12 protein-coding genes are annotated in these 14,192 nt (G+C 63.0%); 7 read left to right on the top strand and 5 right to left on the bottom strand.

Annotation, left to right across the window (positions count from 1 at the left end):
- Positions 1-18 precede the first annotated feature (18 nt).
- Positions 19-852, bottom strand: a complete 834-nt coding sequence (phhA, locus tag P9217_RS10650; protein WP_278086050.1) for a phenylalanine 4-monooxygenase — start codon at positions 850-852, stop codon at positions 19-21.
- Positions 853-994: 142 nt separating this feature from the next.
- Between phhA and P9217_RS10645 the strand changes: the two genes are divergently transcribed.
- Both P9217_RS10645 and P9217_RS10640 read left to right on the top strand, forming a co-directional pair.
- On the top strand, positions 995-1,471 hold the full coding sequence (locus P9217_RS10645; RefSeq protein ID WP_067003023.1) for an Lrp/AsnC family transcriptional regulator: 477 nt from the start codon (positions 995-997) through the stop codon (positions 1,469-1,471).
- A 386-nt stretch (positions 1,472-1,857) separates the two neighbouring features.
- Entirely contained in the window at positions 1,858-3,837 is a 1,980-nt protein-coding gene (locus P9217_RS10640; RefSeq protein WP_278086051.1) for a GGDEF and EAL domain-containing protein, read from the top strand.
- 123 nt (positions 3,838-3,960) lie between these two features.
- Here P9217_RS10640 and P9217_RS10635 read toward each other — a convergent pair whose 3' ends face one another.
- The gene (locus P9217_RS10635) at positions 3,961-5,031 is read right to left on the bottom strand and encodes a class I SAM-dependent methyltransferase (RefSeq protein WP_067323801.1); all 1,071 of its coding nucleotides are present in this window, start codon (positions 5,029-5,031) and stop codon (positions 3,961-3,963) included.
- A 325-nt stretch (positions 5,032-5,356) separates the two neighbouring features.
- On the opposite strand from P9217_RS10635, the gene bchE reads away from it, so the two are divergent.
- A complete protein-coding gene (bchE, locus tag P9217_RS10630; protein ID WP_278086052.1) occupies positions 5,357-6,925 on the top strand; it encodes a magnesium-protoporphyrin IX monomethyl ester anaerobic oxidative cyclase in 1,569 nt (522 codons plus the stop codon).
- A gap of 7 nt (positions 6,926-6,932) precedes the next feature.
- Here bchE and argB read toward each other — a convergent pair whose 3' ends face one another.
- The gene (gene argB / locus P9217_RS10625) at positions 6,933-7,826 is read right to left on the bottom strand and encodes an acetylglutamate kinase (protein ID WP_067003018.1); all 894 of its coding nucleotides are present in this window, start codon (positions 7,824-7,826) and stop codon (positions 6,933-6,935) included.
- Between the two features lie 240 nt (positions 7,827-8,066).
- On the bottom strand, positions 8,067-9,563 hold the full coding sequence (locus P9217_RS10620) for an amidase (RefSeq protein WP_278086053.1): 1,497 nt from the start codon (positions 9,561-9,563) through the stop codon (positions 8,067-8,069).
- A 176-nt stretch (positions 9,564-9,739) separates the two neighbouring features.
- Here P9217_RS10620 and P9217_RS10615 point away from each other — a divergent pair, with 176 nt between their 5' ends.
- From P9217_RS10615 to msrB, 4 genes are all read left to right on the top strand, one after another.
- On the top strand, positions 9,740-10,279 hold the full coding sequence (locus tag P9217_RS10615; protein ID WP_095831850.1) for a sigma-70 family RNA polymerase sigma factor: 540 nt from the start codon (positions 9,740-9,742) through the stop codon (positions 10,277-10,279).
- On the top strand, positions 10,276-10,998 hold the full coding sequence (locus P9217_RS10610) for an anti-sigma factor (RefSeq protein ID WP_278086054.1): 723 nt from the start codon (positions 10,276-10,278) through the stop codon (positions 10,996-10,998). Before P9217_RS10615 ends, P9217_RS10610 begins: the two co-directional genes overlap by 4 nt.
- Positions 10,999-11,205: 207 nt before the next feature.
- A complete protein-coding gene (locus P9217_RS10605) occupies positions 11,206-11,763 on the top strand; it encodes a fasciclin domain-containing protein (protein WP_278086055.1) in 558 nt (185 codons plus the stop codon).
- Positions 11,764-11,958: 195 nt separating this feature from the next.
- Positions 11,959-12,462: a peptide-methionine (R)-S-oxide reductase MsrB gene (gene msrB, locus P9217_RS10600; protein ID WP_067323811.1), complete on the top strand. Its 504-nt coding sequence runs from the start codon at positions 11,959-11,961 to the stop codon at positions 12,460-12,462.
- A 94-nt stretch (positions 12,463-12,556) separates the two neighbouring features.
- Here msrB and P9217_RS10595 read toward each other — a convergent pair whose 3' ends face one another.
- Positions 12,557-14,161: a DHA2 family efflux MFS transporter permease subunit gene (locus P9217_RS10595; protein ID WP_067003293.1), complete on the bottom strand. Its 1,605-nt coding sequence runs from the start codon at positions 14,159-14,161 to the stop codon at positions 12,557-12,559.
- Positions 14,162-14,192: the final 31 nt, after the last annotated feature.

Genomic DNA, 14,192 nt, shown 5'->3' with positions numbered 1-14,192 from the left:
CGCATTTTGGTTCAATGCCTAGACCGTGGCGGGGTCGAGCGCCGGCTGACCCTTGAACCGCGAGACGATCCCGGCGAGGTCGTCGCCGGCGAATGCATCGCGCAATGCGTCGAAGGACGGCAGCACGAAGTAGGCGCGCTGGAACTTGTCGATCTCGTAGCCGGTGCGCATCACCGTCTCCAGGTCGAACGGCACATGATGGGCGTCCTTGCTTTCGACCGCGAATTGCAGCTCGGTGAAAGACGACATCAGTCCTGCGCCGAAAGCCTTTACCGGCTGGCCGGCTTCCTGGATGAGGCCGTATTCGGCGCTGTACCAGTAGAGCCGGGTGATCATCTCGTCGCCGCCCAGCGCGATCATGTCCTCGGCCTTCTCACCATACATCTGCATGAAATCGGCGAACACCGGCTGCGTCAGGATCGGCACATGCCCGAAGAAGTCATGGAACATGTCCGGCTCGACGATGTAGTCGAGTTCCTGCCTGGTCCGCAGCCAATTGGTGACCGGGAAACGGCGGTTCGCGAGATGGTCGAAGAAGGGGCCGGCGGGGATCAGCCCGGGCACCGCCACGATTTCCCAGCCCGTGAGCTTGCGCAATTTCTCGCTGATGGCGTCGAAATCCGGAATCTTGTCGAGCAGCCCGAGCGTCGCGACGCCGTCGAGATAGGAACGGTGCGCCAGCCTCTGCGTCAGCTTCGTCTGGCGATCGCAGAGCGTGCGCCACACTGCCTGCTCGTCGGCGGAATAGTCATAATCCTGAGCCACTGTGAAGTCGGCGCGGCACACCGAATAGTCGCCGCGAAGGCCTTGCGCCGCGCACTCGCGGGCATAGTCGGCAACGCTGATCGTCATTTCTTCCTCCTGAAAAAAATCGTCGGTTCCCGGATGGTGGCGTCATCGTAGCCGCGGCTCGTGAGGCAAATCAGCCTTCTTTGTAGCCAAGCGAGGGATTTTGAGGTAAACTTCGCTCAAATTTAAACGTTTAGGAGGGAAAATGCCTCAGTTGGATGAGTTCGAAATAAGAATGCTGGACACCCTGCAGCGCGACGGGCGCAAGGCCGTGTCGGAACTCGCGCAGGAGATCGGCCTGTCGACCACGCCCTGCGCTCGGCGCTTCGAGGCGCTGCAAGGCGCCGGCATCATCAAGGGCTTCGCCGCCGTGCTCAGCCGACGCGCGCTGGGGCTGACGGTCGAGGTGTTCATCCAGGTCCGCCTGGTGAGCCACAGCGACGGCTCGCCGGAAAGCTTCATCGCCGCCGTGCAGCGCATGGACGAGGTCTCGTCCTGCTGGACGATGACCGGCGACCACGATTTCCTGCTGCATGTGATGGTGCCGTCGGTGGACGATCTCAATGCTTTCGTCATGCACCGACTGATGCGGCTGCCCGGCGTCCGCGACGTCCATACCCAGCTTGTGCTGCAGAACATCAAGGGGCCAGGCCACGTGCCGCTCAGCCATCTGCGGCGGTAATCGTACCCGAAACGGTTCTCCGCAAAGAACGGCCCGACAATGTGGTGGGAGCGAATCTACTTCGGGCCGATTTCCCCGATATCAACTGAAATTAAGGTTACACGAACCTTAACAAAAGACGCGCTCGGAAATTTACGCAATGTTTCGTGCGTCGTCTCTTGCGATCTGGAGAAAGTGTGACCATGCATTATTCGGTAACTCACGATTGTTGCATGGAATCCTTAGCGGGTCGCTGTGCCGGTGCAATCGCATGATCCGTTTACCGGCGGTTAGCAACATTAGTGTCTTTTAATGAACCAGGCTTGCCTTCGTCCTTCCGTAAGGACTTGACGGACTTCGCTTGCTCGAACCCGTTCATGCGGAGGATGATCGCAAAGGAGCATTGCATGCAACTGACGGAGGACGTGGCTCAGAGGGTCACTGAAGCGATTTCACGCCCGCCGTGGAAATCCGCCGATCCGACGCTTTTTGCGATGCTGCTGCAGAAGAACGCGGATCAGAATCGCAAGGTCGTGCGCTGGGGCATAGCGGCGGCCGTGTTGAGCTACATATGCTACGGGGCCTTTGACTGGTTCCTTTTCCCGGACATTGCCGACCGTGTGATTCTGACGCGCCTGACGTTGGGATTGACCTTCCTGGTGCTTGTCGAACTTGTTGCTCGACGCGATTTTGCCGTCACCACTCTGCACTACGTTGCTGCTCTGGCGATCGTGGCGGGCGCGATCGGATGGCTGCTGTCGGCCCTCGAAACGAAGCATCAGGAGGCGCTGTCCCATTTCATCATCTTCGGCACGGTTTTCATTCTCGGTGCCAATCTTTTCTTCAACTTCCGGCTATGGCTCTCGGCGCTGTCGTCCGCAACCGTGACAATAGCATTCCTCGGCGCCACGCTGTTCTTGCTTCAAGCCGATCTTGGCACCCGTCTGGTGCTTGCAACCTATTTCGTGAATTGCCTTGTTTTGTCGCTTTATCTGTCATGGCGCCTCAGCATGGAGCGCTACCAAACCTTCCTGCATGCCCTTCAGGCGCAGATCCAGGAGCAGGTCGCCATCGAAAATGGTCAAAAGCTCATCGAGATCGCAGACACCGACCCGCTTACCGGGCTTAAGAACCGCAGGGCGATCACCCGAGAATTCGCGGAGTTGTGCAAGGAATGGGCCAGGGACAATGACGAAATAGGCGTCATTCTCATGGACGTGGACTACTTCAAGCGGTTCAACGACCGGCTCGGCCATCAGGCCGGCGACGACTGCCTGATCGAGCTTGCCCGAGCCTTCGACGAGACGGCGGCGTCCAATCACGCCATCGCGGGACGGTACGGCGGCGAAGAATTCGTCGTGCTCTGCAAGGTCGCCGGACCGGATCACCTGCGCGAGGTGACCCATCAATTCTGCCGGGCCGTCGAGGACTTGAACATCTCCCATCCCGATCGGGACGATAAACTCAACATCGTCACCATCAGCGCTGGCGCCTCGTTGACGCGCGCCGATCAAAGCATAGAGCTTCGGATCTTGTTGCAGGAGGCCGATCGCGCGCTTTACGCCTCCAAGTTTTCCGGTCGCGCGACCTTCACCATCTATGATGCGCAGGCCATCGATCAGAAGCGCGCCAGCCAGAATCTTTCGGAACTGCTCAAGCAAGCCGTTTCGGAGGGACTGGTCTCCGTGGTCTATCAGCCGATCTGCGATGCGATATCCGGCAAGGTGCTTGGCCATGAGTCGTTGATGCGGCTGCGCGACTTCGACGGCAGCGTGATCAGCCCGTCCGTGTTCATACCTGTCGCCGAGCAGACCGGCGGGATCGAGGAACTCGGGATGTGGGTGATCGATCGGGCTTGCGGCGACATGGTCGAGCACGGATTGGGATCGGTCGTGTCCGTGAACGTCTCGGTCGTCCAGCTCAAGGCTCCGAATTTCCCGCTTCACGTCACCGAGATCCTTGGTCGGCATGGCATGGCGCCCCAGAGGCTGGCGCTCGAGGTCACTGAAGGCAGCGATATATCTCTGGAGGCACAGGCCGCCAGAAGTATCGAGCAGCTTCGAAACCTGGGTGTTCAGATCTGGCTCGATGATTTCGGAACCGGATTTGCGGGTCTGGCCTGGCTCCGTCGTTTCAAGTTCGACGTCGTCAAGATCGATCGCAGTTTCTTGCACGATTGCCAGACGGTTCGAGGCCTGAGCCTGTTGCAGGACATGGTCAGACTGCTGCGCAATCTGGGCCATACGGTCCTTGTCGAGGGTGTCGAGACGAAAGAGCAGCAGAATTTGCTGCAGCACATGGGCATTCAGTCGATCCAGGGCTTCCTGACCGGACGTCCCGTCCCGATCGAAGAGATCATGCAGGCCAGGCAGGACCTCGTCGCTTAGCTTAAGCAGTCCGGCAGGAGGACAGGCGGCGCTATGTCGGCGAAACGAGGACGCCGCGCGATGCATCAGAAAGCCGGGCCGCTGCACGGCCCGACTTGAAAATCCGGATGTGAAGCGGCTCCGCTACCGCTCCATGGCGGGCGCCGCGAAATCCACGCGTTTGCGGATCTTGCCGTAGACGATGTTCCTATTCGATCCGTAATAGACCTCGGCTTCGACGCGGTTCTTATCCACCGCGGCATTGATGATGTCCCACATGTCGCCGGCCGATCGCAGGATGAGCGGCCAGTCCATGAACGTTTCCATGTACCCGTCGGTCGTGATCTCGTCGCTGAAATTGGCGAAGAGGAATTCGCCGTCCGGCTTGACCAGTTCCATCGCGCGCTGCAGCAGCCGTGCGCCGACCGGAAGCGGCAGGTAGTCATACAGCCCGGAAGCATAGACGAGATCGAATGTGCCAAGCGGGTAGGCGCGCCGCAAAAGACCGCGCACCGATCCGTCCACGGCTTCCACTGCCGTACCGGTGAGGTCGCGGTTGACCGTGCCGACGCTCACCGGATCCTGGTCGAGACCGATCCAGCGCTTTAACCTTCTCTCGGCGAGCGCCTTTGAGAGTTCGGCTTCCCGCAAATGGCCGCAGGCGATTGCCAGCACCTCGGCGTTTTCTACCCGGGCAGCCGTTTCGTCGACCGTTTTGGCCAGTATCTCGCGGCGCTCGCGCCCCGCCACCGAGCTTGCCGCTTCGCTCGTATAGGCAAAGATCTCGCGGCCGAGTTCGCTCGACGATGCCACGATCTCGTCGGCGCTCGGGTGCTTGTAGTAGATGTCCAGCAGCGTCGCGTCGCCCGAATAGCCGCGCGGCTTTTCGAAGGACCAGCGCGTGAACGGATCCTGCTTCAGGTAGGCCGCCACGCGGTGCTGCTGAGCGAGCGGGATCAGTTCCTGCCAAAGAGCCGGAGCGACCTCCCGGCGCAGTTCATGCAGTCGACCCGCCAGGCGCTCGACGATTTGCCCTGCGGGCTCCTGGCGCGCGAAAGCCTGATGAGCGAGGTCCAGCACCAGGGCGAGCTGGGCCGCCCGCGCCTTGAGCTCGGCGGCGTCGACCGCCTCCGCGGACGCCGCCTTGTGCTTCTTGATCAACGTCGATGTGATGAGGCTCGCCTCATCGATTTTCAGATCGGGATTCAGCGCCATATGGGCATTTCCTTGTGGTCCCCCACCGACAATTATAAATGCTTAGAGTTTTAATAAAAGTTTAGGGTCAACTGCATTAGTTTCTGCTAATACTCTCCTTGCCGAAGGTTTGAAGCGCCGAAAACCAGAGCTCGATCGAGCTGCGCAACGCGCACGTCCTTAACCTTTTGTTATGCACTGGGCTGACGCCGTCTCCCGCTCTGCGCGACGTTTCGGGTGTGCCCATCAAATCTGTGGGAAAGCTGCATCGAAACTGCTGAACCGCGCCCAGGCGGCTTCGACATCGCCAAATACGACCGGCGGACCGACGCAACGGAGGTCCGCCATGAACATCGTGCTGGTCAACCCGCCGCATACGGCCATCGGCAGCCGCGTGCCCGACGATCACCTGCCGCCTTTGGGTCTGCTGGCGATCGGCGGTCCGCTGCTCGATGCCGGCCATCGGGTGCGCCTGGTCGATGCGGAGTTCGGGCCGATGCCGCTTTCCACGCTCGTCGATGAGGCCCTGAGCGATAATCCGGAGTTCGTCCTGATCGGCCATTCCGGCTCGACCTCGGCGCATCCGACCGCGCTGCGGATCGCGGAAATGATCAAAGCCCGCGCGCTAGGGGTCGTCATCCTCTATGGCGGCGTCTTCCCGACCTATCACTGGCGCGACGTGCTCGCCGCAACGGACGTCTTCGACTTCATCGTGCGCGGCGAGGGTGAGGCGACCGCGCTGGCGCTGGTCGAGGCGCTGGAAAGGCGCCGGCCGGTGTCGGGTGTCGCCGGCATCGCCTATCGCGACGATTGCGGCCGACCCTTTGCGGCGCCGCCTGCGATGACGATTACCGATCTCGACGCCTGCCGCATCGGCTGGGAGCTGATCGACCATGGCCGCTACAGCTATTGGGGCGGCAAGCGCGCCGTGGTCATGCAGTTCTCGCGCGGCTGTCCGCATCTGTGCAACTATTGCGGCCAGCGCGGCTTCTGGACCCGCTGGCGACATCGCGATCCGGCCAGCTTCGCCAAGGAGATCGCCTGGCTGCACCGCGAGTATGGCGTCGAACTGGTCAATCTGGCAGACGAGAACCCCACCTCCTCGAAGAAGGCCTGGCGCGCCTTTCTCGATGCGATGATCGCCGAGAACGTGCCGGTTCTGATCGTCGGCTCGACGCGCGCCGACGATATCGTGCGCGATGCCGATATCCTGCACCTTTATCGCAAGGCCGGCGTCATCCGCTGGCTGCTCGGCATGGAGAACACCGACGAGGCCACACTGTCGCTGATCCGCAAGGGCGGCAGCACCAAGTCCGATCGCGAAGCGATCCGGCTGCTTCGCCGGCACGGCATATTGTCCATGGCGACCTGGGTCGCTGGCTTCGAGGATGAGGGTTTTCGCGATCTCTGGCGCGGCTTTCGCCAGCTCATCGCCTATGATCCCGACCAGATCCAGGCGCTCTATGTGACGCCGCATCGCTGGACGCCGTTCTTCCGCATCGCCAAGGATCGCAGGGTGATCCAGAAGGACATCCGGCTCTGGGACTACAAGCACCAGGTGCTGCATATGACCCGGCTGAAGCCGTGGATGCTGTTCTTCGCCGTCAAGCTGATCGAGCTTGCCGTGCAGTCACGGCCGAAAGCGCTGGCGCGCGTCCTTTTCCATCCGGACCCAGAGCAGCGGCATTCGATGCGTTGGTACACCAAGATGGGCCGCCGCGTCTGGTTCCGCGAGGTTTGGGGTTTTCTGGTCCGCGACCGCCGCGTGGCCGCGGGCCCGACGCTTGCCGAATTCTGGGGCGCGCCGCAGGACGCCGACGAGGAATCGATGGTCTTTCAGCGCCCGGCGCGAAAGCCGGCCCTGCCCGTCGCGGAAGATAAGCGGGTCGCCGAAAGCAGAAGGCTAGCCGGCTAAATAATCGCTACGGCACGATCAGCGTGCCGGCCCCGTGCTCGGTGAACAGCTCGAGCAGCACCGAATGCGGCGTCTTGCCGTTGAGGATGACCACGCCCTCGACGCCGCGCTCGATCGCCTCGATGCAGGTCTCGACCTTCGGGATCATGCCGCCCGATATCGTGCCGTCCTTGATCAGCGCCTTGGCCTCGCCGACCGTCAGCTCGTCGATCAGCTTCTTGTTCTTGTCGAGCACGCCGGGCACGTCGGTCAGGAAAAGCAGGCGCGAGGCGCGGCAGGCGCCGGCGATGGCGCCGGCAAAAGTATCGGCGTTGATGTTGTAGGTATGGCCGTCGCGGCCGGGCGCCACCGGCGCCAGCACCGGGATCATCTCGGAACGGGCCAACAGATCGAGCAGAGTGCGGTCGACCTCGACCGGCTCGCCGACGAAACCGAGATCCAGCACCCGCTCGATGTTGGAATCCGGGTCGATCATGGTCTTGCGCGCCTTTTCGGCGAAGACCATGTTGCCGTCCTTTCCGCAGAGACCGATAGCCCATTCGCCTTCGGCGTTGATCAGCGCCACGATTTCCTTGTTGATCGAGCCGGCCAGCACCATCTCGACGATCTCGACCGTCTTCTGGTCGGTGACGCGCAACCCGCCCTCGAACTTGGATTCGATGCCCATCTTGTTGAGCATGGCGCCGATTTGCGGCCCGCCGCCGTGGACGACGATCGGGTTGACGCCGGACTGTTTGAGCAGCGCGATGTCGCGCGCAAAGGCCTTGCCGAGCTCGTTGTCGCCCATGGCATGGCCGCCATACTTAACCACCACCGTCTTGTTCTCGTAGCGCTGCATATAAGGAAGCGCGCGCGAGAGCAGCGCGGCCTGCATTTCGGCGTTGGCGGCGATGTCCGTCATCGGTGCTTTTCCCTAGGTGGCAAGGATGGCGGGCGTCTTAGCGGGAATTGCCGCAGGTCGCAAACGGCTTTGCGCTCACAATGACGAAATCGGCGGGTTTCAAGGTCTGTCGAGATTCAGGTCAGGTCGGCCGAGAATGGCGGATTTCGAGAACCGGAACGGAGCGTATTTCTGGTACGTGAGTACGGAAGCGCAGAAGACCGCCATTCGCAGGCCGGCATCACCTGAGTATCGACAGACCTAGCCGGGCACCTTGAGCGGTGCGCGGCGTTTCAGCCATCCTGAAATCTTCTCCATTTGCGCTGCGAGCGACAAAAGCGTCTCCTCGTCGCCTGGCCGTCCCGCGGCCTGGATGCCGAGCGGCAGGCCACCTGCGGTGACATGCACCGGCAGCGCGATCGAGGGCTGGCCGCTGACATTGTGGATCGCCGGCCAGGGAGTGAACCACAGGCTCTTGTCCATCAGCTGGCCGAAAAACGATTTGATCCTGAGCAGCCCGGTAAGATGCAATTTGTCGAGGACGTTCTCGACGAGCTCGTCGGCGCCTTTCGGGTCCATCGCGCCGCAGGCGAGCGGCGGGTGCGCAATGATCGGCATCAGCACGGCATCGAAGCGCGCCGTGTCTTCGATCATCTGCCGCGCGGTGGCGTTGAGCCGCTGCACGGCGTCATAGACCTCGCCGGCGGACAGCATTTCGCCGAGGCGACCAAGCACGCGCGTCGCACGTTCGACTTCGCCGGTCACCGGGCGGCCGACGCGCTTCGCCTCGGCACGCATCATGCCTGCGACGGCCGAGGCGACGCTCTTGCAGAAATCGGCGATGAAGTCGCGGCCGATATAGGGCAGGTCGATCTCTTCCACCGTGTGCCCGCCCTCGCGCGCCAGCGCCACCGCGGTGTCCAGCGCCTCGAGCGTCTCAGCCGAGATCGGCAGGCCGAGCGGCGATTTGCGGTAGACGGCGAGGCTGAGCCGGCCTGGATCGCGCGCCGCTGCGGCGGTGAAGGCGCCCTTGGGCTCCCGCGCCGCATAAGGCGACAGCGGATCGGCGCCGTGCGTCAGGTCGAGCAGGAGGGCTGTGTCGCGCACCGAGCGGCTGACCGCATGGTCGACGACCATGCCGTACCAGCTCTCGCTGGTGAGCGGCGTCAGCGGCACCCGGCCGCGCGAGGTCTTGAGCCCGACCAAGCCGCTGCAGGCCGAAGGCACCCGGATCGAGCCGCCGCCGTCGGAAGCGTGCGCCGCCGGCACCACGCCGGCCGCCACCAGCGCCGCCGATCCGCCGGACGAGCCGCCGGTGGTGTGGCCGGTGTTCCAGGGGTTGCGGGTGATGCCGAAGCGGGCCGATTCGGTCATCAGCCGCAGCCCATGCTCAGGCGAGGTGCTGGTAGCGATCGGGATCAGGCCCGCGGCCAGATAGCGCTCGACCATCACCGAGTTGAAATCGGCCGTGAAGGCCGGAATGCGGCTGCCGCCATGGATCGGCACGCCCTTGATGCCGATGCCGAGATCCTTCAGCGCGAAGGGTACGCCGGCGAGCGGCTGCTTGCGGTCGATCGCCTTCGCCCGCGCCCTGGCGGCGTCATAGAGCGGCGTCGCTATGGCGTTGATGTCGGGTCTTGTCGCCTCGGCGCGGGCGATCGCGGCGTCGACCAGCTCCTGCGGCGAGATTTCCCCCTTGTGGATGAGTTCGGCAAGTCCGGTCGCATCCTGTTCCCAAAGCACGCGTTCGATCGACATCGCCGCTCCCCTGTTTTGGCGAAGGCTATCGCATGAAGCCGCAAATCGAAATCCGGATTTGCGTTGTTCATCTCGCATTGCGGAAGATGACTTCACGTACTGACGCCGCGGCAGCCTTGGGTGGACAACACCGCCCGCGCCGTTGCAAATAAATCGCAATCTTCTAATTTGCCTGCATGGGGCCTCAGGACATCAGCAAGCTGATCGTCCGGACTTCGATGAAGGACCGGGCTGCGTTCGATCTGCTCTACAAGCAGACCAGCGGGAAACTTTTCGGCGTCTGCCTTCGTGTATTGAGGGACAAGAGTGAGGCGGAAGAAGCACTGCAGGAGGTCTTCGTCAAGATCTGGACCAAGGCCGATCGTTTCGCGATTTCCGATCTCAGCCCGATTTCCTGGCTGGTGGCCATTGCGCGCAACCATGCGATCGACCGCATCAGGGCCCGGCGCGGTCCTTCCGCCAATATCGATGCAGCGCTCGAGGTCGCCGATCCGGCGCCGGGGCCTGAGGCCATGGCTGTCGCGGGCGGCGAGACCGAACGCATCTACCATTGCCTCGACGAATTGGAGAAAGACCGGGCGGCGGCGGTCCGGGGCGCCTATCTCAACGGCGAAAGCTATGCCGAGTTGGCGGAGCGCCACAAGGTCCCGCTGAACACGATGCGGACTTGGCTGCGGCGAAGCTTGCTCAAACTGAGAGAATGCCTGGAAAGATGACGCTGGCGGAAGAAAACGGACCGGAACGCGGAGGCGACGACCTGCTCGCCGCCGAATACGTTCTCGGCGTTCTGGCAGCCGACGAACGCCAGATCGCCTCCCGCCGCATCGATACCGAGGCGGGTTTTGCCCGCCTGGTCGATGCCTGGGAAGCCCATTTCGCGCCGATGGCAGCCGCCTACGCTGCGGTCGAGGCGCGGGCTTCGGTCAAGGCGGCGATCGACCGGCGGCTGTTTGCCTCATCAGTGGCCACCCCCGCCGCGCCCAGCACCGGCCTGCTGGGGAGCCTCGCCTTCTGGCGCGGGCTTGCCGCGGCCGCGCTTGCCGCTTTGGCCGTCTTTGTCGCCCTGCCTCTCGTCAATCCGCCGTTGCCGCAGCCCGAAACCAGGCTGGTCGCCTCGCTCGCCGCCGACAACAGCAACGTCAAATACCTTGCCGTCTATGACGCGGCGCGCCAGGAGGTCGGCCTCTCGCATGTTTCCGGCGAACGCGGCGCCGGCAAGGATTTCGAGCTGTGGATGATCGAGGGCAAGACTGCGCCGGTCTCGATGGGCGTCATCCCGGCCGGTCAGACCGCGCGCATGGCCGTCACGCCGGCCGTGCAGGAGAAGCTGGCGCAAGGCGCCGTGCTCGCCGTCAGTCTTGAGCCGGCCGGCGGTTCGCCGACCGGCCAGCCGACCGGCCCCGTCGTCGCCGCCGGCGATCTGAAGGGCATCTGACGACATTTCGGAAAAGAATTGGAGACTATCCCAAGTCTATCCACCCGAGATGTGTCGGCAGCAGCGCTTTCGTGCGCTTAGACGCGGTACGTTTGCATCCGGGCCGACGAATAAAAAATCTTCGAAGTTCGCGAAACTAAGTTTTTGACGCCTCGTATCTCCTCGCGTTCCCAAGGATGGGGAAAACAACCCGAGGAGACTGATACAATGCGTAAACTCGCCACCCTTCTGCTTGCCTCTACAATCGGCCTTTCCGCGCTTGGCGCCGTTGCCTATGCCGCCAATCCGATGGTCGGCGGCGCCCCGATGTATGCCAAGAAGAACATCATCGAGAATGCCGTCAATTCGAAGGACCACACCACGCTGGTCGCCGCCGTCAAGGCCGCCGGCTTGGTCGACACGCTGCAGACCCGCGGTCCTTTCACCGTCTTTGCCCCGACCAACGGGGCCTTCGCTGCACTTCCGGCCGGCACCGTCGAGACGCTGCTCAAGCCCGAGAACAAGGACAAGCTGACCAAGATCCTCACCTGCCATGTCATTGCCGCCAAGGCGCTGGCCGCCGACGTCGCCAAGATGGCCAAGGCCGATGGCGGTGCGCATGAGGTCAAGACCGTCGGCGGCTGCGCCCTGACGCTGAAGTCCGAAAAGGGCAAGGTCACGGCGACCGACGAGAACGGCAACGTCGCTCATGTCACAATCGCCGACGTGCGCCAGTCGAACGGCGTCATCCACGTCATCGACAAGGTTCTTCTGCCGAAGATGTAACAAAGCGCGTGCGGCCGGCGAAGTGGCGTATGTCCGCGCCGGCCGCACGGTCTCCCTCCCACGATCCGTGCTGCCGTCAAGCGCCGCTCCGCATCGCCAGGGCTTGGGTCGACGCGGGGTGGCGCGCGAACCGTCACCGGCTTTTGCTTTTCCGGTGGCGTCCTAGTTTGTAAGATCACGTCAGGAGGAAAGGCCATGAACCGTCGCGACTTTCTCTGGAGCGGTGCCGCCGCCACTGCCCTCACAATCGGAGCCGGAGCGGCGTTGCACATGGGCGGCGCGAAGCCGGCTCTGGCCGCCGAGACCTTCGAGATCACCAAGACCGACGCCGAATGGCGCGCCATCCTTTCGGATGCCGCCTTCGACGTGCTGCGCAGGGAGGGCACCGAATATCCGGGCACCAGCCCGCTGCTCAACGAACACCGCAAGGGCATCTTCGCCTGCGCCGGATGCGACCTGCCGGTCTATCCGTCGGAAACGAAGTTCGATTCCGGCACCGGCTGGCCGAGCTTCTGGCAGGAGATCCCCAATGCCATCGGCAAGACCGAAGACCGTTCGCTCGGCATGACGCGCACCGAGGTGCATTGCCGCCGTTGCGGCGGTCATCTTGGCCATGTCTTCGACGACGGCCCGCCGCCCACCGGCCTGCGCCACTGCATCAACGGCGTGGCGCTGACCTTCAAGCCCGCCGCGGCCTGAGCGGACTGCGATCTGTCCAAAGAAATGACCCCGGAAAATCGGCGACGATTTCCGGGGTCATGCGTTGAGGACGCCAGGTGGGGGTTCCGGCTCCTCAATGGCCTCCGCCGCCACCGCCGCCTTGCTGTGCCGGCTTGTTGATGAACAGCACGAAAAATCCGAGCGAGGCGAACAGCACGGTCAGCATCATGAACACGTCCATGAAGGACAACAGCGCCGCCTGCTGCTGCACCATGCCGGACAGCTTTGAAATGGCGGCGGTCGTGGCGTCGAGGCCGGCGTTTTGCTGGAAGGTCAGCGTCATGTTCTGCAGCTTGGTCTGCGCGGCCTCGCTGCCCCACTGCACATGCTCGGAAAGCCTTGCATAGTGAAAGGCATTGCGGTCGATCAGCACCGTGTTGATGACTGCCAGGCCGACGGCACCGCCGAGATTGCGGGTCAGGTTGAACAGGCCCGACGCATTCTTCAGCCGTTCCGGCGGCAGCGTGCCGAGCGCGATGTTGTTGATCGGCACCATGCACAGCATCATCGAGCAGCCGCGCAGGATCTGCGGGATCAAGAGCTCATAAAAATCCCAGTCGGCGGTGAGATGCGTCATCCACCATGTGCCGGTGGCGAAGCCGATGAAGCCGACCATCATCATCAGCCTGAGATCGATCTTGTTCGACAGGATGCCGGCAACGGGCGCGGTGAAGAACATCGCCAGGCCGCTGACGAACAGCGCCTCGCCGATCATCATCGAATCGTAACCGCGGATCCGGCCGAGGAACACCGGATAGAGGTAGGTCAACCCGTAAAGGCCGATGCCGACCACGAAGGAGAACAGCGAGCCGAAGGCGAAATTGACATTGTTGAAGGCCCGCAGATCGACGATCGGCTCCTCGGCGGTGAAGACGCGCCAGAAGAAGATGAGACCGCCTATGGTCATGATGATGGCGCAGGCAAAGACGGCCGGCTCCTGCAGCCAGTCATGGTTCGGGCCTTCCTCCAGCACGTATTCCATGCAGCCGAGGAAGGCGGCCATGCCGATCAGGCCCCACCAGTCGAACTTGGAGAACAGCTTGAGGTTCGGCTTGTCGAAATCGATCAGCGACCAGGCAGCCGTCGCCACCAGTATGCCCGGCACGACATTGATCAGGAACAGCCAGTGCCAGGACATGGCATGGCTGATATAGCCGCCGACCGTCGGGCCGATGGTCGGCGCCAGCGTCGCCACGAGGCCGATCATCGGCGAGACGACGGCGCGGCGCGACGGCGGGAAGATGGTGAAGGCGGCAGCGAACACGCTCGGAATCATGCCGCCGCCGATAAAGCCCTGGATGGCGCGGTAGACGATCATCTGGTCGATGTTGGTGGCGGTCGCGGCCAGCGCGCTTGCTGCTGTGAAGCCGGCGGCCGCGGTCGTGAACAGCACGCGGGTCGACAGCATGCGGCTGAGGAAGCCCGACAGCGGGATCATCACCACTTCCGCGATCAGATAGGCGGTCTGAACCCACGGGATCTCGTCGGAGCTGGCGCTGAGGCCGGCCTGGATCTCGGCCAGCGATGCCGAGACGATCTGGATATCGAGGATCGCCATGAACATGCCGAACACCATCGCCAGGAAGGCGATGACGCGGCGCGCCGGCATGTGGTCGGCGGGGGCGGCGGCTGCCGGACGTGCCGGCGCTGCTCCTGCGGTAATGGTTGCGGTTGCCATCTCATGGCCTCCCTGCGGCAGCTCCAAAAGT

Origin of the sequence: Mesorhizobium sp. WSM4989, assembly GCF_029625795.1 — a bacterium.
Taxonomy (GTDB): domain Bacteria; phylum Pseudomonadota; class Alphaproteobacteria; order Rhizobiales; family Rhizobiaceae; genus Mesorhizobium.
This window is presented reverse-complemented; position numbering and strand designations above follow the sequence as displayed.